General features: G+C 52.5%; 24 protein-coding genes and 1 pseudogene. 17 read left to right on the plus strand and 8 right to left on the minus strand.

Annotated features, from left to right (window positions below; all coding sequences use genetic code 11):
• Nucleotides 1-127 precede the first annotated feature (127 nt).
• Nucleotides 128-913 (plus strand): HpcH/HpaI aldolase/citrate lyase family protein, encoded by a 786-nt coding sequence (locus D9A02_RS00005; protein WP_120498942.1) that lies wholly within the window; start codon nucleotides 128-130, stop codon nucleotides 911-913.
• Here the strand turns inward: D9A02_RS00005 and D9A02_RS00010 are convergent, their stop codons facing one another.
• Complete coding sequence (locus D9A02_RS00010; protein ID WP_120498943.1) at nucleotides 914-1,795, minus strand: LysR family transcriptional regulator; 882 nt, start codon at nucleotides 1,793-1,795, stop codon at nucleotides 914-916.
• An 80-nt stretch (nucleotides 1,796-1,875) separates the two neighbouring features.
• On the opposite strand from D9A02_RS00010, the gene D9A02_RS00015 reads away from it, so the two are divergent.
• Nucleotides 1,876-2,673, plus strand: coding sequence for a phytanoyl-CoA dioxygenase family protein (locus D9A02_RS00015; protein WP_120498944.1), 798 nt, complete (start codon nucleotides 1,876-1,878; stop codon nucleotides 2,671-2,673).
• Between the two features lie 10 nt (nucleotides 2,674-2,683).
• Here D9A02_RS00015 and D9A02_RS00020 read toward each other — a convergent pair whose 3' ends face one another.
• The 5 genes from D9A02_RS00020 to cobO all read right to left on the minus strand — a co-directional run bounded on the left by D9A02_RS00020 (nucleotide 2,684) and on the right by cobO (nucleotide 6,449).
• Nucleotides 2,684-3,049 carry a Lin0512 family protein gene (locus tag D9A02_RS00020; protein ID WP_120498945.1) on the minus strand — a complete coding sequence of 122 codons (366 nt, stop codon included), beginning with the start codon at nucleotides 3,047-3,049 and terminating at the stop codon, nucleotides 2,684-2,686.
• The gene (locus D9A02_RS00025) at nucleotides 3,042-3,392 is read right to left on the minus strand and encodes a Lin0512 family protein (RefSeq protein ID WP_120499022.1); all 351 of its coding nucleotides are present in this window, start codon (nucleotides 3,390-3,392) and stop codon (nucleotides 3,042-3,044) included. The genes D9A02_RS00020 and D9A02_RS00025 overlap by 8 nt, the downstream gene beginning before the upstream one ends.
• 53 nt (nucleotides 3,393-3,445) lie before the next feature.
• A complete protein-coding gene (locus D9A02_RS00030; protein WP_120498946.1) occupies nucleotides 3,446-4,105 on the minus strand; it encodes a hypothetical protein in 660 nt (219 codons plus the stop codon).
• A 3-nt stretch (nucleotides 4,106-4,108) separates the two neighbouring features.
• Entirely contained in the window at nucleotides 4,109-5,509 is a 1,401-nt protein-coding gene (locus D9A02_RS00035) for a selenium-binding protein SBP56-related protein (protein WP_120498947.1), read from the minus strand.
• A 331-nt stretch (nucleotides 5,510-5,840) separates the two neighbouring features.
• Nucleotides 5,841-6,449, minus strand: coding sequence for a cob(I)yrinic acid a,c-diamide adenosyltransferase (gene cobO / locus D9A02_RS00040; protein WP_120498948.1), 609 nt, complete (start codon nucleotides 6,447-6,449; stop codon nucleotides 5,841-5,843).
• Nucleotides 6,450-6,763: 314 nt separating this feature from the next.
• Here cobO and D9A02_RS00050 point away from each other — a divergent pair, with 314 nt between their 5' ends.
• Nucleotides 6,764-7,906, plus strand: a complete 1,143-nt coding sequence (locus D9A02_RS00050; protein ID WP_120498950.1) for a Xaa-Pro peptidase family protein — start codon at nucleotides 6,764-6,766, stop codon at nucleotides 7,904-7,906.
• A gap of 294 nt (nucleotides 7,907-8,200) precedes the next feature.
• On the opposite strand, the gene D9A02_RS00055 is transcribed toward D9A02_RS00050, so the two are convergent.
• Nucleotides 8,201-9,073 carry a LysR family transcriptional regulator gene (locus D9A02_RS00055; protein WP_120498951.1) on the minus strand — a complete coding sequence of 291 codons (873 nt, stop codon included), beginning with the start codon at nucleotides 9,071-9,073 and terminating at the stop codon, nucleotides 8,201-8,203.
• Between the two features lie 131 nt (nucleotides 9,074-9,204).
• Between D9A02_RS00055 and gstA the strand changes: the two genes are divergently transcribed.
• The 12 genes and pseudogenes from gstA to D9A02_RS00115 all read left to right on the plus strand — a co-directional run bounded on the left by gstA (nucleotide 9,205) and on the right by D9A02_RS00115 (nucleotide 17,743).
• Nucleotides 9,205-9,828 carry a glutathione transferase GstA gene (gene gstA, locus D9A02_RS00060; RefSeq protein WP_120498952.1) on the plus strand — a complete coding sequence of 208 codons (624 nt, stop codon included), beginning with the start codon at nucleotides 9,205-9,207 and terminating at the stop codon, nucleotides 9,826-9,828.
• Entirely contained in the window at nucleotides 9,825-10,199 is a 375-nt protein-coding gene (locus tag D9A02_RS00065) for a nuclear transport factor 2 family protein (RefSeq protein ID WP_120498953.1), read from the plus strand. Before gstA ends, D9A02_RS00065 begins: the two co-directional genes overlap by 4 nt.
• A gap of 11 nt (nucleotides 10,200-10,210) precedes the next feature.
• Nucleotides 10,211-10,417 carry a 4-oxalocrotonate tautomerase family protein gene (locus tag D9A02_RS00070; RefSeq protein ID WP_120498954.1) on the plus strand — a complete coding sequence of 69 codons (207 nt, stop codon included), beginning with the start codon at nucleotides 10,211-10,213 and terminating at the stop codon, nucleotides 10,415-10,417.
• Between the two features lie 5 nt (nucleotides 10,418-10,422).
• The gene (locus tag D9A02_RS00075) at nucleotides 10,423-11,400 is read left to right on the plus strand and encodes a nitronate monooxygenase (protein WP_120498955.1); all 978 of its coding nucleotides are present in this window, start codon (nucleotides 10,423-10,425) and stop codon (nucleotides 11,398-11,400) included.
• Nucleotides 11,401-11,404: 4 nt separating this feature from the next.
• Nucleotides 11,405-12,250, plus strand: coding sequence for an alpha/beta fold hydrolase (locus D9A02_RS00080; protein ID WP_120498956.1), 846 nt, complete (start codon nucleotides 11,405-11,407; stop codon nucleotides 12,248-12,250).
• Between the two features lie 67 nt (nucleotides 12,251-12,317).
• On the plus strand, nucleotides 12,318-12,722 hold the full coding sequence (locus tag D9A02_RS00085) for a GFA family protein (RefSeq protein ID WP_162932900.1): 405 nt from the start codon (nucleotides 12,318-12,320) through the stop codon (nucleotides 12,720-12,722).
• A gap of 70 nt (nucleotides 12,723-12,792) precedes the next feature.
• Complete coding sequence (locus D9A02_RS00090; RefSeq protein WP_120498958.1) at nucleotides 12,793-13,131, plus strand: NIPSNAP family protein; 339 nt, start codon at nucleotides 12,793-12,795, stop codon at nucleotides 13,129-13,131.
• 458 nt (nucleotides 13,132-13,589) lie between these two features.
• Nucleotides 13,590-14,663, plus strand: a complete 1,074-nt coding sequence (locus D9A02_RS00100; RefSeq protein WP_120498960.1) for a hypothetical protein — start codon at nucleotides 13,590-13,592, stop codon at nucleotides 14,661-14,663.
• Between the two features lie 111 nt (nucleotides 14,664-14,774).
• Nucleotides 14,775-15,095, plus strand: a pseudogene (locus D9A02_RS19535) (AraC family transcriptional regulator); the annotation flags it as partial.
• A 9-nt stretch (nucleotides 15,096-15,104) separates the two neighbouring features.
• Nucleotides 15,105-15,695: a GyrI-like domain-containing protein gene (locus D9A02_RS00105; RefSeq protein WP_254054489.1), complete on the plus strand. Its 591-nt coding sequence runs from the start codon at nucleotides 15,105-15,107 to the stop codon at nucleotides 15,693-15,695.
• 435 nt (nucleotides 15,696-16,130) lie between these two features.
• The gene (locus D9A02_RS00110) at nucleotides 16,131-16,688 is read left to right on the plus strand and encodes a YceI family protein (protein ID WP_120499023.1); all 558 of its coding nucleotides are present in this window, start codon (nucleotides 16,131-16,133) and stop codon (nucleotides 16,686-16,688) included.
• Between the two features lie 92 nt (nucleotides 16,689-16,780).
• Entirely contained in the window at nucleotides 16,781-17,743 is a 963-nt protein-coding gene (locus tag D9A02_RS00115) for a GyrI-like domain-containing protein (RefSeq protein WP_120498962.1), read from the plus strand.
• 520 nt (nucleotides 17,744-18,263) lie between these two features.
• Here the strand turns inward: D9A02_RS00115 and D9A02_RS00120 are convergent.
• Complete coding sequence (locus D9A02_RS00120) at nucleotides 18,264-18,707, minus strand: MarR family winged helix-turn-helix transcriptional regulator (RefSeq protein ID WP_216824922.1); 444 nt, start codon at nucleotides 18,705-18,707, stop codon at nucleotides 18,264-18,266.
• A 123-nt stretch (nucleotides 18,708-18,830) separates the two neighbouring features.
• Here D9A02_RS00120 and D9A02_RS00125 point away from each other — a divergent pair, with 123 nt between their 5' ends.
• Both D9A02_RS00125 and D9A02_RS00130 read left to right on the plus strand, forming a co-directional pair.
• On the plus strand, nucleotides 18,831-19,817 hold the full coding sequence (locus tag D9A02_RS00125) for a catalase (RefSeq protein ID WP_120498963.1): 987 nt from the start codon (nucleotides 18,831-18,833) through the stop codon (nucleotides 19,815-19,817).
• 85 nt (nucleotides 19,818-19,902) lie between these two features.
• On the plus strand, nucleotides 19,903-20,799 hold the full coding sequence (locus D9A02_RS00130) for a catalase (protein WP_162932902.1): 897 nt from the start codon (nucleotides 19,903-19,905) through the stop codon (nucleotides 20,797-20,799).
• Nucleotides 20,800-21,626 lie beyond the last annotated feature (827 nt).

Below are 21,626 nucleotides of genomic sequence, written 5' to 3' on the forward strand. Positions count from 1 at the left end.
TTTGATTGTGTTCTGCTCGACCTCCTGAAAGGTTTTATCAAGTCGCCACATTTTATGGCGGGTGAAATTTGGCAGGCCAATGTGCCAGTGTTACCAAGCCTTTGATCGTTACAGATTGGAATTCACGATGTCCGCACCAACCAACGCCCTGAAAGCCGCGCTGAAACGCGGGGAAACACAGATCGGTTGCTGGGCCAGTTTTGCTGATCCTTATGCAACAGAAGTGCTGTCGACAGCTGAGTTTGACTGGATTTTGATTGATGCAGAGCATTCACCCAATGATTTGCGTACGATCATGCACCAGCTTCAGATCCTTGAGGGCAAACGTTCAGATGCGGTGGTGCGCCTGCCAATGGGAGAGGATTGGTTGATCAAGCAAGTGTTAGATGCTGGTGCACAATCCTTACTGATCCCTATGGTCGAAACTGCGGAGCAGGCACGTGATCTTGTTAGGGCAACGCGCTATCCACCAGAAGGTATTCGCGGCTCTGGTGCGGCCCTTGCACGGTCGTCGATGTTTGCCTCACGAAAGGACTACATTGAAACGGCAAATGCAGAAATATGTCTGATCATTCAGGTGGAAACCCGCGCTGCACTGGCGGCCTTGGATGACATTTTGGCGGTTGATGGCGTGGACGCTGTTTTTATCGGCCCGTCAGACCTGTCTGTTGATATGGGGTATCAGGGCGACATGACCCATCCCGAAGTTCGTGCCGCTATCAAAGATGCACTGACCCGTATTGCCGCGTCTGATAAGGCGGCAGGCATTATATCGATCGACGATGACGAGGCGCAGGAATATGCCGATTGGGGGGCATGTTTGTTGGCCGTTGGGATCGATGTTTTGATGCTTGCCACCACGGCGCGGGCGGCAATGCAGCGCTGGCGGTCGCGTGGTGGTTCTGACCGTTGATTACAGTTGCTGAATGTCGATTGCGGCGATAATCGCCTCTAGCTGAGGGTCGGGTTGGTCAGGCTTGGGCCAGATGGCAAACAGACCCGCTCGGGCTTGCGGGGTGACAAGCGGGATGGTGATCAGGGGCTGGCCATCATAGCTGGTTGCGGTTGGCGGGTGCGAATAGCTGATCCCAATGCCCGCGCCATGCGCCGAAAGCGAACGCATCAATTCCAACGAGGCTGTGCGGTGGGCCACAACAGGGTCTATGCCAAGAGTGTCGAACAGTCGGCGCATATGTCCTTCTGATAGATCCTCGGAAAACAAAATCAGGGGATGAGGCACCAATTGTTCCATCTCCAGAACGGATTGCCCTGCTAAAGGGTGATCCGTCGCTAAAAAAGCCACGGGAACAACGTCTTTGAGTTTGCGGCGGCAAAAAGTACTTTCAAACCCAATGTCGTAGGTGATGGCGAGGTCGATCTGACCCTGTTTCATGCCGGTCGCTAAATCTGACAGCCGACCCTCTTTGCCGGTGAACTGGCGGTTGGGGAATTCTTGCTGCAATGTCCCGAGGGTTTTGGGTAGGTGCCAGGGGGCGATGTCCTCAAAACAGCCAAGAACAAATGGCCGCGTGGTTTCTGCTGAATACTCGAGAGTTGTCGCAGTGCTCACAAGCTCGCGTGCGTGGGTTATGAAGCGGTGCCCAAACGGCGTTGTCGTGATGGCACTACCCTTGCCACGCAGAAATATCTTGCGCCTCAGATGGTCCTCGACACGAGTGATGGCAACGGAAAGCGAGGGTTGCGACACATGCAAAACGCTGGCTGCATCCGTGAGGCTGCCCGTATCTGCGACGGCAAGGATGTATTCGTATTGGCGAAGAGTGATATATAGCATGAAGCTAATAATATAATTAAATAGTATTATTTGAAGCTAATAAAGCTGCAGGTTAATGTCCGGATGAAGAGAGGCATTATATGACACACCCACTGATCACCCAAAACCATGTTGAGGCGTTCCAAAAGGATGGCGTTGTTCTTGTGAAAGGTCTGTTCAAAGACCATGTCGAAACGATCCGTCGCGGGATTCAGCGCAACATGACAGAGTCTGGCCAATACGCAGCCGAGAACCTGAAAGAAGGGGAGGGTGGTCGCTTTTTTGATGATTACTGTAACTGGACCCGAATATCCGAGTTCGAAGACGTGATCCGCACCTCACCGGCGGCGGCGGTTGCGGCAGATTTGATGTGCTCAGACCGGGTTCAGGTGTTTCATGATCATGTGCTTGTGAAAGAACCAGGGACCTCCAAGCCCACACCGTGGCATCAGGATGGGCCGTATTATTTTGTCGACGGCATGCAAAACGTCAGCTTCTGGTCGCCAGTGGATCCGGTCAAAGGTGCCAGTCTGCGTTGTGTTGCTGGCAGTCATCGTTGGGAAAAACCAGTATTGCCGACCCGTTGGCTGTCGGAGGAAAATTTCTTTGCCGATAGCGATGCTTACATGCCAGTTCCTGATCCGGATGCCGAAGGGATGGAGATCCGCGAGTGGGAGATGGAGCCGGGCGATGCCGTGGCTTTTCACTATGGTACATTGCACGGCGCACGCGGCAACACGACCAAAAGCCGCCGCCGGGCCTTTTCCCTGCGTCTGGTTGGGGATGATGCGCGCTATGTTGAGCGCCCGGGTCCCACTTCGCCTCCGTTTCCCGGTCACGGGATGAAAACCGGGGATCACCTGCGCGAAGATTGGTTTCCGACAGTTTTTGAGCGATGATTTGAATAGCTCAATCGTTCAGTGACCACTTCTCTGATTGATTGGGCAGGAAAGCCTCTACCGCAGCGGTAGCGATGACGAGCGTTTCGCCGGTTTCCGGGTTGGTGACATTTTGCCCGCCGTGGGTGGCGGTAACGCTTGCACGGCCCCGGGGAAGAAGTTCAGCTAATTGCGTTGTGTTCAGCTTGTCCGGCTCCTGCACGCCAACGGTGACTTGCACCCGCATCTCGGTGTGATCTATGCCGATGGCCCCAAACAGTGGCAGGGTGGAATGGCGAAAGGCGTCTTCGATGGCGCGGCGGGCGGCCTTGTTGTAGTCCATACCGTGCAGGTCGTTGCCCATGCCCATCTCAATGATAAAACGTTGATCAGGCATCGGTGTGCTCCATATCAAAACTGACGGAAATAGCGGCGTTTGCAATCACAGTTGGGTTGCCATCGGGTCTGGGTACATCCAGCCCGCCGTGGATGGCAGTTACGCTTATCTGCCCGTAGGGGAAGATCGATTTCAGGGCGTCACAATTCACCTGCTCAGGGTGCTGCACTGCAATTTCCAGGTCAATCAGCATCGCCTCTTTTGGAAAGCCGAACAGCTCGGCCATATTGATAGAATTGTGCCACAGTGCGTCTTTGACCGCGCGCCGAGCGGCTTCGGTATAATCCTGTCGGCGCAGGGATGAACCCATGCCAAATTCGGTGAGCATACGGTGTTTGGGCATGGCGCTGTCCTTTGGTTCAGTTTTGCAAGTGATGGCCTGATCAGGCGGGCGCGTCAATGCAGGGTCAGCAGGGAAATCACACCCACAAGGATCAGACTAAGCGCCCAAACCACATCAAGATTGAACCAGCCCTTTGAAAGAAATTTCAGACCCAACCAATGATAGACACCGACCGCCATTAGGCCGCCAGCCGCGGTCATGGCAAGCGTATGTGCAAGCGCCACCAGCAGGGCATTGGTGGTGTTTTCTGACATCAGGGAATAGGCGGCGGCATGGCCCGTGTCTTCAACCGCTAATCCGCAGATGCCAAGGTAAATGGGGACGAGCATGAGCCCAGCCCCATGCGCCATCGCGGCCAAGAACGACCATAGTGCCAACCGAGTTGGTGGCACGCGTGCCAAAAAGCGGGGATGACGGCGGTTGATCAGAAGGTAAACCCCAAGGCTAATGACCAAAAGCCCGGCACCGATTTGAATTTCGCGCTGCCATTCCAGCAGTGCGATCATAGCAGAGAAAGGAAGCAAAATGGCCAGCATGGCCAGCAGGTGACCAAAAGCGAGTGCCATCAGGGCCTTGTAGAGGCTACCGTAGTTTCGTTCCATCAACGCGGCAGAGACCGCAAGCGGCCAGCCCATGCCGGGATTGATACCGTGATAAAGGCCAGAAGCGGCAACCGCCCCCCAGAGGGCCGTTGCCGATGTCAGATCAGCCACTTGTTAGACGGAAGGATAGCAGAAACTGTCGGTGGAACAGTCGCCCCCCTCAAGCCGGATCTGGTGACTGCGGTAGCCTTTTGGAAAGTCCACCCAGAAATCCTTATCTAAGGTCAGCCCCCCGTCCGCACCAGCATTGGCCATGACCATCGCGGCACCCCGTTCGCCAGGGTAAAACTGATCATCCCAAGTGGAATAGAGCGAGTTGGTCCAGTAGACCCGTTTGCCATCGCGGCTGATCTCAACCATCTGCGGACCGTAACCAAAGTCATTGCCGTTGGGATGTTTGTGCTTGGCGACAATACCACCCAGTTCGACCTTGCCGGCCAGTTTGGGGTTCATCGGATCACTGACATCATACTGATGCATCTCACCTGTTCCCCAGCAGGCGACATAGAGGAATTTATCATCAAGGCTGAGGTCAATATCCGTTACCAGGGGTGGCACGGCTGAGAACCCTTTGAGCAGCTCTGGCAGGTCATCCGGGTCTGCCGGTTGCGGCGGAATTGTAACCGTTTTCTTGGCTTCAAACGTCCCATCTTCATTGCGCCACCATGTCCAGATAGAGCCCTCTAAGTTGGTGGTGTCGACCACCACGCCGCAAAACCCGTATTCCTTGACCGGGTCATGTGCTGGCCGAATTTCCAGCGCCATCTGGTGGTTTTCGCCAAAGTCGATGGTCTGCACGTTTTTGCGCGCGCGCAAATCCCAAAAATGAATGCGATGGCCATATTTATTGGATAGAAGGTCCTCGGGCACGATGCCATTTTCATATTGTGGAGGCAGACCCCATTCAGAGCTGATCATGTAGTTGCGTGGCAAGTTCCACCAGAAATCATACTGTTTGTCCTGCACGCCGCGATCCATTTCATAGCGGCCGAGAATCTCAAAGGTCTCGCAGTCCATGATGAAAATGCCGGGTGGTCCATCAGTCCCGTCCGGGCCACCGCCGCCAAGGGTCGAAACATAGATACCTTCGGGGCCGCAATGGATGGTGTGGGGCCGTGAATAGCCGGTTTTTGCGAACACTTCTTCTGGCTCAATAATCTTGTGTATCTTTGCCTTGAGCGGCTCTTTCACATCAATCACATAAATGCGGGATGAGCGTATCCCCGGAATGATGAGATAGCGCCGCTCAAGGAAAGCATGCCCTGTGAGCGGGGATAACGCGGAGGAACAGGCGTTCCATCCGAAATGGTGAAATTCGTCGCCCGTGTTGGGCATGATCACCTGATGCACGATCTGGCTGTAGGTTTTGGATTTAGGATCGACGTCCACGACCGCAAGGCCATCGGGTTGCTTGCCATCGGGACTGAGCATCAAAGTAAAGGCCAGCTTTTCAACGGGGGCTTCCATCGCAAGCTTTGGCGTTGCGTGGAATGTCGGATCAGGGCGCAGGTTCATAATGCTGTTCCTCCCAAAACATCTATGTGCCGATCAAAAATCGCTTTTTAAGGTAAGGTTGCACAGAATCAATTGTCTGACAATTAAAATTTTTCCCAACCTATGCATATGATTTGGAATAATATTCTCATGATTTCGCGACTCTTCGCTGATTGTGCTGACTCAATTGAGAGCATCTCAGAGCATGGATTGGACAAAGGGATTATAACTTTAGGCTAGGTGTAAAGTGCCTTTATTGCCTAATCAATCGATGTCAAAATGCAACTGCGCCCTCCCATAGGGAAGGCGCAGTTCTATATTGAAAACTGTAAATGTCAGTCCGAACCGTGGCCTAAAACTCCACCCCAATCTGGGCTTTGACGCCTGAGCGGAAGGGGTGTTTGATCAGTTCCATCTCGGTCACCAGATCGGCGATCTCAATGAGGTCATCCTTGGCGTTACGGCCCGTCATCACCACATGGGTCATGTGGGGTTTTTCTTCGGCAAGGAACTGCACCACATCGTTGATGTCCAGATAGTCATAGCGCAGGGCGATGTTGATCTCGTCTAGCAGCACCATCTTGTTGCTTTCATCCCGGATCAGCTCTTTGGCTTTTTCCCAAGCAGCCTGTGCCATCTCGGTGTCGCGGGTGCGGTCCTGGGTTTCCCAGGTAAAGCCTTCGCCCATAGTGTGGAACGAACAGGTATCGGAGAATTTGTCCAAAATCATGTCCCGCTCGCCGGTGGACATGCCGCCTTTGATGAACTGAACCACGGCACATTTCATGTCATGTGCGATGCAGCGAAAGATCATGCCAAACGCAGCCGAGGATTTGCCCTTGCCCTTACCGGTGTGGACAATGATCAGGCCCTTTTCATCTGTTTTGGTGGCCATGATCTTATCGCGCGAGGCCTTTTTCTTAGCCATTTTCATCGCGTGGCGCTCTGGATCTACGCTCATAATTATCCTCCCGGGTATTGTTAGGTTGAGTGTGGTTGAGCGCGCCCAGATGTTCAAGCCGGATTGCGACGAATTGGGAGTATTGCAAGACTTTCCCAGAAAATTCTAGCGTTGGGACAGCTGCAACTGATTAAGCTGCAGGGTGCACAGTGAAATCACTTCAAATTCACAGGGGTCATAGTATGGTGCAGCGATAAAAGATGAAACGACCATTGCCGCAAAGGCTGTGACATATTTGGATTGTGGCTTAACATGCTGACAACGCTCTATTTTGGGATATGCAGTGCCGCGATTTCTCATGCGAAGGATCAAAGATGTTTCGAGAAAGATTAAGCCGTTTTCAAACGAAACTGACAGAGGGCGGCATTGACGTCGCTTTGGTAACGGATGACGATAATGTCTACTATCTGACAGGTTATTACGATTATCTGCATATGGAATTTGGCCGCCCGACCATTCTGGTTGTTCCCAAGGATGGAGAGGTGCTGCTGATTACACCGACGATTGACCTGAACTCAGCTCAGGCCGCGGCGCAGGTCGATCGCATTTCCGCCTGGAACGACGGTATGGGCAATGAGTGGCGAGAGGAATTGCCCGCGGCGGTGAAGAACGCCGGATCAGTTGCGATTGAGCCCGGCCATATGCCGCCGCTGGTGCGGACCTATGTGAATGAGCTGATCAATGCTGATAAGCTGAGCAGCGCAACGCCAATTCTGAACGAAATGCGGATGATCAAATCTGCCCAAGAGTTGCAACTGGCGCGTCACGCTGGCGAAGTTGCAACCGCGATGATGACTGCAGGCCGCGCTGCGATAGGTGATGGTGTGCCAGAATTTGAAGTTGCCATTGCGACATCACAAGCCGGTACCCGCAAAGCAGCGGCGCTTCTTGCTGCACATTACGATGATACGGATATGTCACCCAACACGCATTTTCTACAGATCATGGCGTCGGGTCAGGATATCATTAAAACACATCATCGGGCCTCGACACGGATCATGCGACATGGCGAACCGGTGTTCTTATGTTTTTGTGGCATGACAAACTTTCATCGCTTCAAGCTGGGGTTTGATCGCACGTTCTGGATTGGCGAAGCTGACCCGGCGCAGGTGGCCGTTTACGAAGTGGCGATTGCCAGCCAAAAGGCCGCACTGGATGCGCTTCGACCGGGTGTTACCGCGGAAAGTATTCACGCTGAATATGCTGAAGTCATCCAGGGTGCTGGGTATGAATACCCCTTCCGCTGTGGCCGTGCGACGGGTTTCAGTTTTCTTGAGGCACCTCAACTGGTGACAGGTGATAAAACTATCATCCAGCCGGGTATGGTGCTTGCGGTTGATGGATCGGTGTCGGTTGATACGTTCCGGGCGCAGGTCGGGGATAGCTTCATCATCACCGAGGACGGCTGGGAGGCGCTGACCTACCATCCCAAATCTGCAAATGATGTCATTTTGTGATTTTGCTCGGGAAGTGATGGTGCCCCACACGGACCCACATTGGCAAGTTAGGGTGTTTTATATAAAAGATTAAATACATGTTATATATTTAAATACCCCCAAACAACGAATCCAAGGTGCTATATTAGTGATTTTTGGCATCGCTCATTTTCACGTGCCTAAATGATCATCGGCTTTCTAAGCTTCTGTCGCATTCGTTGGTCGTTGAGCCGCCATACGCCAGCGGTCGGCTGAAAAATGCAAATTAGAATCAGACACCAGTTCTATTTCCGATGCCATAGGGCATATGCCGCGCTATCTTCGGAGTTGCTCCCAGATTGATTGCGCAACAATGCCAACATCTTTGTCGCGTTTGCGCACTTGAAACAGATTCGATTGGCGTTTTTGATAGCCTTCAACATTGAGAGCGACCAACTCGCCTCGCGCCAATTCACTATCGATCATATGTGTAGGAATGCCTCCCCAACCCAGATTCGCTAACAAAATCTCCTTTTTTGCTGCAAAGTCCGAAACGGTCCAGCGAAGACCGCCTGGAAGTAGATCCCTGCTTTGAGCAAACTCGCCACTACCGCTGTCAGCAACGACCACTTGTGTATAACTTTGCATCTCTCTGATAGTTTTCATGTGTGAACTTCGTGCGGGCTCGAAGTCTGGATGGGCCACCGGTATAATTGTTACCTGTGCAAAGGGTAACGCCTCTACCTGCTCCACGGGAACGCCATCCAAAGTAGCAATAATGATATCGGCGTTATCCCGTAACAATCGTTCAATCGGGCCCCCCATGCTTTCCCGTGACAAGCGAATATGAGTGGCTGGGTATTGATCTTTGATGGTGCCGATGATTTCGAGAACGGGCTTCAATGGAAAGGTGGCTGTAACGGCCAAGAAGACCTCTGGCTCCTGCTTTGCGCTCAGGTTTTTCGTAACAGTATTAAGCTCTTTCATCTGCTGCATTACGCGCGTTGCCTGACGATAAAACACTTCTCCCCCTGGCGTGAGGACTGGCCTGTACTCTTCACGTGACAGCAGAATGATGTCGATTTCGGTCTCAAGTTTCTTGAGCATGTGGCTGATGGCTGATTGGGATTTGTTCAATCGTTCAGCCGCACCTCTAAAAGTTCCTTCTGTGACAATTGCGTGCAGCACAACCAATTGCTCGTATGTCATTGCTCAATAAACCTCATCAAGATGATCTATATTTTAGATCATCATGGTGAAATAACAATATTATTATTGGTGTGTAACCGTTGATACCGTTCCCAAAGTCACATCTCTCGACCTTAGAAAGGGAACCTCCTATGAAACTTCATTACAAACCCGGTGCGTGCTCAATGGCCTCGCACATCATCCTGAACGAACTCGGCGCGGCCTTCGAACTCGACAAGACTGACACCGATACGGGTAAGACCGAAGCAGGTGAGAGTTTTCTCAAAATCAACCCGAACGGTTATGTTCCGGCTCTGATCACAGACGACGGTGAAATCATCACTGAAAATCCCGCGGTGCTACAGTATTTGGCCGATCAATCACCCGACGCTGGACTTGCGCCGCCAAACGGCACGCTGGCGCGCATTCGGCTTCAGGAAGCTCTGAATTTCGTATCGTCTGAGCTACATAAGTCCTTTGGTCCTTTTTTTGGGGGTAAGGAGCTTGATGGCGAAGCTAGAAAGAAGGCTGAAGCCGGAGTTGTCCGTCGCGCAGCACATATTGAACAACGTCTCGCTGACGGGCGCACTTTTCTTCTTGGTGACACTTTCACTGTTGCGGACGCCTATGCATTTGTAGTGCTCAATTGGGCAGCTTTTGTTGGAGTAAGCCTTGCCGCGCATCCAAAAACCCAAGCCTATGTAGCGCGTATCGCGAAACGTCCTGCTTCTATCAAAGCGATGGTCGCAGAGGGTCTCATGGAGCAGGCAGCATGACTGAATTCGCCGCAGTAACCAAGGTGTTGGAGACCTACTTCGATGGCCTCTACCACGCAGACATCAATAGGCTGGGAAAAGTGTTTCATTCAAAAGCGATCTATGCAACGGCGGACGAAACGCCGCTTCTATATCGTACGATGGATGAGTATTTTCCGGTGGTGTCAAAGCGCGTCTCACCTGCCTCACGCGATGAGCCCCGGCGTGATGTCATCGAGTCCATAGAGTTCGCGGGCGAGAACACCGCCTTTGCCCGTGTGCGGTGTTCCATCGGCACAAAGGATTTCATCGACTTCCTGACCTTTGTGCGAACCGATGGCGCATGGCGGATCATGGCCAAGATTTTCCAAATCACTGATCGCGGGATATGAAAGGAACGGATATGCCCTATGTAAACATCAAGGTGACCCGCGAGGACGTCACCACCGATCAGAAGGCTGAATTGATCAGCGGCGTTACCGACTTGCTGGTCCGGGTTCTTGACAAGTCTCCGGCGACGACTTTTGTCGTAATAGACGAAATTGCGCTTGAGGATTGGGGGGTTGGTGGCCTGCCGGTCGAACAGTACAGACGTGAAGTGGTGAGTTAAGCAAAATGCCCATTCGCACACCTCTCTGTGATCTGCTTGGCATCGAACTTCCTGTTCTTCTGGCGCCGATGGCGCGTGTCAGCGGCGGCACACTTGCCGCCGCTGTGAGCCGGGCTGGCGGTTTGGGCCTTATCGGTGGTGGCTACGGCGACGCTGATTGGCTTATCCGCGAGTTCGACGCTGCGGACGGCGCACGGATTGGAGTAGGCTTTATCACTTGGTCACTGGCGCGTCAGCCGCGCCTGCTGGATTTAGCCCTTGACCGTGCGCCTGCCGTGCTGATGCTCTCGTTTGGCGATTTTCAACCGTTTCTTCCCAATATCAGGAACATACAGACGAAGCTTATCGTACAGGTGCAGACGCTGGATCAAGCGCGCGAAGCTGTGGACGCCGGAGTCGATGCCATTGTGGCACAGGGCACCGAGGCGGGCGGACATGGCGGTACCAGAGCGACATTGCCTTTCGTTCCGGCGGTGGTCGATATCGCGAAGGAAATACCGGTAATAGCGGCAGGAGGCATTGCCGATGGGCGTGGTTTGGCGGCAGCTCTGGCGCTCGGGGCCTCGGGCGTGTTGTGCGGAACCGGATTCTTTGCCAGCGACGAATCCCTTGCCAGCAATAATGCCAAACAAACCGCCGTTAGCGGTTCTGGTGACGACACCGAGCGCAGTTCCGTATTCGATATGGCACGCGGTCTCGATTGGCCACCGGATTGGAACAACCGCGCTATGCGCAATTCCTTCACCCGGCGGTGGAGCGAAGACATCGATGGCCTCGCGCGGAACCTCGCCGAGGAGCAAGCTCGTTTCGACGCTGCTTGGGCGGCGGATGACACAGATATTGCCGCCGTGATCGTTGGTGAGGCAGCCGACCTCATCCGGCTCCGCGAACCCGCACAAACCACGCTTTACAGAATGATCTCTCAGGCTGAAGACCGTTTGCAGCGCATCGGCCGACTTGTGGAACCAATAACAGAGGATTGAGACGATGCAGAAACTAAAGGGGAACTGGTCGGTGGACGAGACCGTTAAGACAAGTGCAGGATCGGTTGCCGCTGGTAGGACGGGCCAAGGCCCGGACCTCGTTCTGGCACATGGCTGGCCTTGGTCGTCCTTCTCATGGCATCGGATCATTCCCGCGCTTTCAAAGCAGCACCGCGTCCACTGGTACGACATGCCCGGATATGGGCAGTCTGAGAAGGGAGCAGCACAACGCTCCTCGCTTGACGTTCAGGGTGAGATATTTGCTGAAATGCTTGAGCACTGGAACCTGTCGCGCCCATCCGTTGTTGCCCACGATTTCGGAGGGGCGACGACGCTGCGCGCGCATCTTCTGCAGGGTCGTGACTTCGCGAAATACGTCCTAATGAACGTCGTTGCGATGCGGCCCTGGGGGTCGGATTTTTTCGATCATGTCGGACGGCATGTCGACGCCTTCACCGGGCTTCCACCACATATCCACAGGGCGGTAGTTGAAGCTTACATCCAAGGCGCACTCGTCAACGAGATTGACCAAGGTGATTTCACGAAACTCGTCGCACCGTGGCTCAGTGAAGAAGGTCGCAGGAGTTTCTATCGACAGTTCGCCCTAGCCGATGAGCGTTATACCGCAGAGATCGAACCAATGTTCGGAGACATCCGATGCCCCGTAAAAGTTCTCTGGGGTGAGGATGACCCGTGGATTCCGCTGGAACGGGGAAAAGCGCTTCACGAGCGAATCCCGCAAGCGTCGTTTCAGGCGCTTCCCGGCGTTGGCCACATGCCACAACTCGAAGCAGCGGATCGGGTACTTGAGGTTCTGGTCGAGTTTCTGCGGGATGATGACACCGTGTAAGTTGGCAATACTTCCCGTCCCGCACAAGGCCCCGATTGATCGGACTAAAAAGCAAAGGATAGCGACAATGAATAAAATCAATGGGAGTTGTTTATGCGGCGCGGTCTCGTTCGAGGTAGTCAATACGTTCGAAAAGCTGTTCTTCTGTAGCTGTGATCAGTGCAGGCAGATCACCGGCTCGGCTTTTGCGTCTAACTTGTTCGTAAGTATCACAGAATTTGACTGGCTCGGCGACATTGGCAATATTGTCACTTACCATGTGCCGGGGCGGGATATCTCCAAATCGTTCTGCAGGGTCTGCGGGTCAGGCGTTCCGTGGGCTAGTGGTGACGGAACAATGATGATCGTTCCCGCTGGTTCTCTGAATGAGCCGGTTAACGTCTTCGAACGGGTTAGAATATTTGCCTCTGAACAACCTTCGTGGGCATCGGATCTGGCGCAAGTCACTACGCATATGGAATTCCCAAAATGACTGAGATCAAGTTCTAAAGCTCGAAAATCCCTGGCGACTGAAAACAGCAAAAAGTTAGATTGGAGAAAGCATGATAACCTGTCACGTGACTTACAAAATTGACCCTGCCAAAATCGAGAGCTTTGAAGCTTATGCAAAGGCATGGATACCACTTGTAGAGCGATTTGGTGGTATGCATCATGGGTACTTCCTTCCGCACGAAGGGCCGAATGACTTGGCCTTTGCGGCATTCTCATTCCCGTCTCTGGCTGATTACGAAATTTATCGAACACAAAGTGTTGACGATCCGGACTGCAATGCGGCATATGATTTTGCCGTAAGAACCAAGTGCATCCTGCGATACGATAGGCACTTCCTGCGACCTGTTCTGAAGGGTGATATCTCGGGCATCCACGATGAGAGGGCGTAGAGTAGCTTCTGCATACCCATACCTTCGGAAATGCGCCGGAACCGGCTGTTGGTTGCCATGCAGCGAAAGCCAACTTTGTCCGCTCAGCCGACATCTGAAAAAGGGGCGGCGAATGATCGAACCGAGCCCACAGCCGACCTGACGATTTGTCGCTGCGCACGCTCGCAGCGCAAAAAGTGCCACGAAAGCGAACAAGCCGGTGCCGCCGTGCTGCGGAAGAACTGGCCATTCGTGCATGGCGCAGTGAGGATTGGTTATCGTATTCACAGATCGCGGAACAAAACTGCCTCTTGCTGACGCCTGGATTACGATGAACTATCTTAGCGTTTGATCATTAACCGCCTTCGCTTGAGGCTTGACTAAATGGGAAATGTTTGAAGAACAGCAATCTCGATCATGTATCGAGGATGCTTTTGGCGCAGACTTCCGTGAACGGATTTTAGCACAGGAAACGGAAAATGAATATTCGTACGGCGATTAGGTGGCTTTCACGGCAATGCAAGCTCGCAAAACCCGCAGCTCTTGGTCTGGTTCTCTGCTGTCTGGCACCCCTTGCGGGCGCGCAAGACGCAGGGTTTTCCCTGTTGTCCGAAAAACCCGCGCTTCGCAGAAGCAGCGCCGGTAATTGGGATAGCGCCTATCTTGATCCTGGAGCCGTCATATTTCACGAGGACGCATTTCATTTGCTCTATGTCGCAATCCCCAGATGGCCGCATCCTTTGGCGATTGGCTACGCAAAGTCCACAGATGGTTACGAATGGCAGCGCCAGTCAGAAAGCCCTGTCTTGACACATGATCAAACGGGTGCATTGCCCGCAACATCCATCATAGCAAGCAGCGCGTTCGTTGCTGAGGATGGTACATGGGTGCTCTACTTCACCTCTGTCGCGTCGGGAGAGGCGTTTTACGGACAGGTGGCCCGTGCAACCGCGCTCGGACCGCTGGGGCCGTGGGCTGTTGATCCTGAACCAGTGCTCGTTCCCGGACCTGACGGCGCTTGGGATGGCCTTTCAGTTGGTGATGCCAGTGTTGTGCCACATGAGGATGGATATGCGATGTACTATACCGGTTTCGGAAACGTCCAGAATGGCGCGTTCAGCGAAAAGCGTGCAAATATTGGGATGGCGACTTCGGATGATGGCGTGACTTGGCAAAAATTTGATGATCCAAATACAACAAACATATTATTTGGCTCCAGTGATCCGGTCCTTGCCATTAGCGAGGGAGAAACCAGCTGGGATACTTACCGGGTCGTTGATCCAAATGTTCAGAAAACGCATGATGGATGGCTTATGGCTTATCGTGGTGCGACGTTTGAGACACAGATGTCTGTTGGTCTTGCAACCAGCCCGGATGGCGTGAATTGGCAGCGCGTATCGGACAAACCAGAACTGACGGGTAAAGATATCGGTAAAAAGATATTCTTCATGACTTTACTCAGCCGTCCCGATCATGATTATCTGTTCATGGAGTTGGGCAGTGACAACAACACAGACGCCTATCTGGCGACCCGTTCGGTACTTTCAGAATAATCTGCCTTGCAAGTGGTTCACCTACCGGTCTGGCGGAAAAATTCGCCAGATCATGCGTTGATATGACAAGAATAGTTTCAGCGGCACGCATCCGCTGTTATCATCGCCCGCATGCAACCGAGGCCAGTCTCAATTAGTCATCGTGGCGTGAATCGCGCGATCAATCTGATTCAGCAGGATCCCTGTGCATCGCTGGATTTGGACGAAATCGCAGATGCAGCCTGTCTTTCCAAATATCACTTCAGTCGCCTTTTCCGGAGCTACATGGGTGAAACACCGATCTCGTTTCTGTGGCGCACACGCCTGGAACAATCTGCATTTAATTTTGACTACAGACCTGGAAAATCCGTTATCGAAATCGCTTTGAACCATGGTTTTTCAAGCCCCGAAGCGTTCTCGCGGGCCTTTACCAGGACAATTGGCCTTTCTCCGAGGTCATTCTTGTCAGAGACCGATCCATTCACGCCCAAAGTCGCCCCAAAGATACGAGAATATGCCCAACTGCAGGGTGGCGTACGTGTGGGAAAAATTATTCCCCCTTTCGATACCCCGGTTCGAATTGAACATTTGCCTGCGTATCAGGTTGTCTTCCTGCGTAGAAAAGGGCCCTACAATTGTTATGGCAGTCGCCGCAGCGGCATAAGAGACGGGTTCAGGGCAGTGATCACACAGGCGCAGGCCCAAGGTGTTCTGACAGCGGACAGCATTGCAATCGGCGTTGGCCGCAACAGCCCCAGACTGACAAGGCCCGAACACTGCCTTTATGACATATGTATCTCTGTAACTGAGCATGTCGCCGACGTTCAAAATTTAGATGTGCAAACGATTGATGAAGGACGCTTTGCTATTCTGAGCGTTGATTGCCCAACCTATCAAATCGCCGAATACTGGAACTGGCTGTCATTTGATTGGTTGCCGCACAGTGGTGAAACACTAGGTTTAGGGTCTTCATTTGAACGCCACAACATTGCAGAGATACTTTCAAACCCCATAAAAGGTCGTGTGGACCTCTGCCTTCGGCTTAGCTCATGAGGCAATGTCACGACTTGTGAAATTGGTGAGAGGAACGCCCTTGCCCACCATTCGGTGTGGCGCATGGCTCTATTAGCATCGGCGGTTTTGTACCTGGCGCGGCTGCCCCGAATAACCACGGTTCGCGGCACGACTTCCGGCCCCAACAATTTCTCGACGTAAGCTGAGAGCCCAAAATGCACAATGCCGCACACAACATGAACTGTAGTGAAGCACACAAAACGGACCTTTTTCTCAGTAAACACGTTAATTTGGTACGGTCATGGGAATATGAGGTGTCAGGAAAACAGCAATTTCGATGAAGTTTTATCCGCCCCAAAGGTGGTAGATATTCGAACAGATATGCTTTGCTGTTATGGGGCGAGCATTACTGGTGTCCAAATGGAGGAATTTACAGTGGCCACACACAAATTCGGATATGTTCTCTGTGCGCTGATGATTGCACATTTATCAACGGCAAGAACCGCAACTGCCCAGGACATTTACACTTCAGATCAAGGGCATACAGAAGTGCTTTTTGGGTGGAGCCATGTAGGCGTCTCAAGGCAACATGGTGAATTTACCACCACAAACGGGACACTCACGTTGTTTCCGGAGGATTTGGAAAAGTCCAGTATCGAGGTCACAATTGACCCGTCCAGTGTGTCCAGCGGCGTTGACGTGTTTGACGGCCACCTGAAAAGTCAACGATTTTTGAACGTCGAAAAGTATCCGACCGCCACTTTTCAAAGCACCTCAATCGAGTTGACCGGAGAAACCACAGCAAAAGTGACAGGTGATCTTACGCTACATGGCATTACCAAATCCGTAGTTCTGGACACAACCCTGACCCATCGGGGCGCACATCCCACCGCCCAATATATTGACTCTTACAAAGGTGCATGGGTCGCCTTCCACGCGACCACTACAATCGATCATCAGGCTTTTGGTGTTGGCGCATATTCAACCGGGCCAATAACAATTGAGATAAATACTGAGATGCGGCGCAAATAGGGATACCGCATTCAAGAAGTTTGACTGAGCGCGCCAGATTGTTATCGTGATCTGGCGCGCGTGGTTCGCGTGAGCCGCTAGGACATTCGTGAATGCAAAGAGAAATCCTGCAACGCCACAAGATGAACCGCGTCATAAACTATGTAAGAAGTAGCGACGCTGAGGCCATAACGCTTTCAAACCTCGCGGATGTCGCTTGCCTGTCACGATACCATTTTACCCGCGTTTTTACCGAGTACTGTCACGAGACACCGGTCGAATTTGCGTCTCGTATTTGTCTTGAGAAGGCCGTCTCAAACCTCATTTTCCTTCCAGGTAAGCCGATTACCACTATTGCTCTGGAGGCTGGTTTTTCCAGCTCTCAATCGTTTTCAAATGCATTCAACCGACGGTTCGGCATTTCGCCACGGAAGTTTCGAAATAAGAACACCGGGTATGTCTACGATTTTCCCAATAACCAATATGTGCTTTCCCCTGTCATGTCCAAATTGCCCACGCTTTGCGATCAGTCTTCACCAGACTGGAACGTTGAGATAAAAACCTTGCCTGCAACCCGGCTGGCATATATCAGAACCCGCAGTGGCTATTACAATTCAAGCACAAAAATAGAGACGTCATTCAGCAGGCTGATTGACTGGGCAAAAACGCGCGGGTTGTTGCAAGAAGATAGGCCCATCATCGGTGTTTGTCCTGATGATCCTGCCGTTACACCACCGCAATTTTGTCAATACGATATCGGTATCCCGGTGGAACATGGCGTGACTGAAGATGAACATATCTGCATACAATACCTACCCGAAGTAACGCTTGCGACGCTTGAAGTTACCGGCTCGGAATTAATTCTCAGAAAAGCATGGCGATGGTTGATCTCACAATGGTTGCCCCAAAGCGGCCTGTTAAGAGGCCACGCCGATTACTATGAGGTATTCAGGTTGCAGGACATACCCCTGAAAGGGGCGGATGCGATGGGGACAATTTGTGTGCCGGTGTTGGCAGCAAACAAACCGAACACGCGGCTGTCCAGTGCCCAAGACATCGGGTTTCAGAGTTATTGAAGCGTTACAGCGGAAATACAATCTCTTCAGTGGCTTAGATCTGGCTTTCATCCTGATATGAACGTTCCGCCAATATGCCGTGCCTGGAAGGCTCCCAATGGCCCACTAAAATAATTGAGCCACCATCGGTATGAGTAACATGAAATTGCCACCAGCCTAAAATGATAAAGCGCGACCTCGGCCCATAAGACTGAAATATTGCGATGTGCCGAGAGCGGTAATTGGTGCGGATGCGGCGAAAGGTCGGTTTGATATCTGACGATCAGAGCACCTTTGAATGTCCGGTCTCATGAAAAATCACTGCAGCGCTGAAAAGACTCCGCAGCAGGTGTGAGGAAATGCCGCGTTAGCGAAGGCGAAAAGACCAAGGTCGGTTTTGTCCGCACTGTTGTCATTGGTTTAAGAAGGCGCGAAGATCGGGAACGCGGGACAAAGTGTGAATTCGCAGCGGTTGCGCCAATGACCGCTTTGCGAGAGAGAGGAAATAGATCTCTTCCTGATCTGCAGGATTTCTGAAATTCTAGTCACCCGTGATGATCTTGCACAATCCGATCAGCTCATTCGCCTGCGCAGGGGTTAGACCTGTCTGACGAAAAACAGCATCTGTGGCCGGGCAGCTTTTTCCCAATAGGTTGCGTCCCTTCTCGGTGATCTTTATCGACTTTCGCCGTTCATTGTCATCTTCCATGCGGCGCGTCACTAGCTCTTTGCCCTCAAGTCGCCGCAAAAGCGGGGTCATCGTCGCCTTCGCAACTCGAAGGCGGCTTGCAAGGTGGGTGATCGACACGCCGTCTTCTTCAGTCAACGCCATCAGTGCGGTGTACTGCGCATAAGTCAGATCATGTTGGGCCAGCAAGGGACGATAGAGATCGCTGATTAAGTTTGAGGCCGCATGAACTGCAAAGCAAAGCTGGCTACCCAAAGTCAGGTCGGCAGGAATCTCGAATTGAAAATCATCCGGCAAATCAATGGTCTCCTAGCTATTGGCGGTCAATTTGTCTCAACGCAAATATAGCAGTTGATTTTCAAATAGCAAATAGTTAGAGCTCTAATTATTAGTACCCTAATCAAATAGGAAAATGATCCAATGACCAAGGTAAGCACAGTCACGATCGGCGCACTTGCATTGACCGCAAGTGCTTTGGCGCAAACCAGCATCGCGCAAGCCCAAAGCACCGAGCACAATACAGCCGAGAAAGACTACCGAGTTTTTGAGAAAACTTTCGGCGCCACCAAAGGAAAGCGCCGCAACCACACTAAGGGTTTCTGCTTTGTGGGCGAATTCGCACCAGTCGATAATGCAATCCTGGCCTATTCTAACAGCCCGATTTTCTCATCGACTTCCGAAGTAAATGGTCGTGTTTCTCACAAGGGCGGAAAGAACTTGTCGCCCGACGACAAGTTTGGTGACCGCGGCCTAGCCTTTGAGATCACTACGCCGGACGGCGACTATCACATCATTAATGTAAATACGGAGGATTTCTTTCCGGCCTCCAAGCCTGCCGATTTTATCGACCTGGTGCGCGCGCTTGGCGAGGGCGGTGAGGCCGTCAAAGCGCTGGCCGCAGGCCGGCCCGAACTTCAGGCCTATCTCGCGCATCACAAAAAGAACCGCGACACAACCCTTCGTCCTTACGAAGGCACGCAATTCAACAGTGTCAACGCATTCTACCTTGTGAATGAATCTGGCGATCGGACAGCCATTCGCTGGTCGATGGTGCCTTCGGGTTCGCAGGGCATTGTGGTCGAGACCAATTCAGATTTCCTCATGGACAACATGAACGCCAATCTGACCAATGGGACTGTATCTTGGGACATGGTAGTGACTATCGCAAACGACAATGACGACCCCAACAATGCGGCCATCCGTTGGGAAGGTGAGCACACACGGATCACGGCAACGCGTCTGACTGTCACCTCGACCAGCACGGAAGCCGACGGCGAGTGCGACGCCGTCAACTTTGATCCCACTGTTTTGAGTGATGGCTTTGTGGTCACCGATGATCCGATCCTGGAAGCAAGATCGCAAATTTATGCCCACGGGATCGGCGTTCGCCTGAGTGAAAAGGAATAATCGCCCACCGCATCATTTCTGGATCTTAATTGACGGATTTGACGCTCGGATCGAATTAGCAACCATGACGAAATTGGAGACTAACATGACAAGACCAGCAGATCTCATCGACGCCCTTAACGGAACCTTTGGACGGCACAAGGGCTATCGCGCTTCGCATGCCAAGGGTTTTGCTGTGCAGGGACGCTTTATCCCGTTATCCGAGGCGCCGGAAGTCGCCATTCCCGCGCTTCGCACCGAACTACCGATTGCGGCACGGTTTTCCGTCGGTGGTGGCAAGCCCAATATGAGTGATAAAAGCCCTAGTGTGCGGGGCATCGGCCTGACGATTGGCGATGCGGACCTGAATTGGTCGATGGCGCTAATTTCCGCTCCGGTTTTCTTTGCCAATTCAGCCGAGCAGTTTCGGGCGTTTTTGGCAGCGCGTGTGCCGGACTCTGAACTCGGTGGTCCAAACCTCGAAAAGGTCAAAGCTTTCAACGCGGCTCATCCAAACACTGTTCCCCACCAGGAATTCCTGAAAACAACCCCGCCCTGCCTCTGCTACTCGACTGAAGCCTATCACTCTGGCCATGCGTATCAGTTTGAAACGCCGATTGGGACGATTTCGGCGCGCATCTTTCTTGATCCTGAGGCCGGACGCGTTGGTCTGACAGACGATGAGAAAGCGAACTTGTCGGACGACTTCCTATACGACACATTCCTTCAGAAACTCGGCGCCGAGGTTGCGCGCTGGACATTAAAACTGGTGGTTGCAAATCCTGGCGATGACCTGCAAGACCCGACTACTCCCTGGCAGGGAACACATTCCGAGATCTCGCTTGGGACAGTTCAGATCGAACAGGCCGATACCAGTGAGGCAGGACAAACCCGGGTTTTTGATCCTACGCATATGCCGAAAGGCGTCATGGCGCCGCAAGACAATATCTTTGCCCTGCGCAGCCCAGCCTATGCTGTCTCGGCCGCCCGCCGCGCGGACTAATCAAGCCTTTGCCGCGGTGGTTGGCTCTGCTGCTTTGGCTGGCGAAGCCCCAAGCACACCTGGCGTAGAAGTCTATTTCATCAATCTCGAAGATGGCGCGAAAGTTTCCGCTCCCCTTACCGTCCAATTCGGATTGAAAAGGCAGACTTCCACCAAGAGCTGTTCGACATGCGCCAACCGAATGTTTGAACTCCAAGTTGTTACCGTTTACCGACATTGGTGCGGACCGCAGCATTCGGCGCTTTGGGCTCGGTCCAGACATTCGCGGCGTGATGCACGAATTTCCTCTTTGGGCCGTAAGCGGCATTTGATTTGCCTTGGCCGAACGGCAAGTTCGCCCCCGCATTGCGGATCTTCACACTATCTTGGATGCATTGGTCCAGACCCTAGAGCTAGCTGATTGACTATAGGCGTTTTTTACGCCCCTGACGCCGCACTTGGCGAGAGCGCACCCTTCAAGGTAAAGTAATGAATCATCTCCTTATTTGTGCACGTTGCCGCTCCGTTGTGACCGGTAAATATGCGCTCATCGTTGTTATACCGCTGGTATGACCGATGTTTTGTGAGAATGCTTTAAAGGCTTCGCGTGTTGGATAATGACTGTCTGCACACTTCACTAGTGGTCTTTCGGAAGGCGTGTGGCGTAAACGGGGTAAGGTCGGCGTGGATGAAGTCATCCTTGAACGCTCGGCGGACTGGGTTGGCCTTTTTGTAAATTTCTCGCTTAAGGCCAGCCACTTTGAACTCTCCATCGATTGCTTGCATATCCGGTGGCGGGAACAATGCATCAAACGCTCCAAAGAGCCTGTTTTGCTTCAACTTTGCGC

Origin of the sequence: Roseovarius sp. EL26 (assembly GCF_900327775.1) — a bacterium.
Lineage (GTDB): Bacteria > Pseudomonadota > Alphaproteobacteria > Rhodobacterales > Rhodobacteraceae > Roseovarius.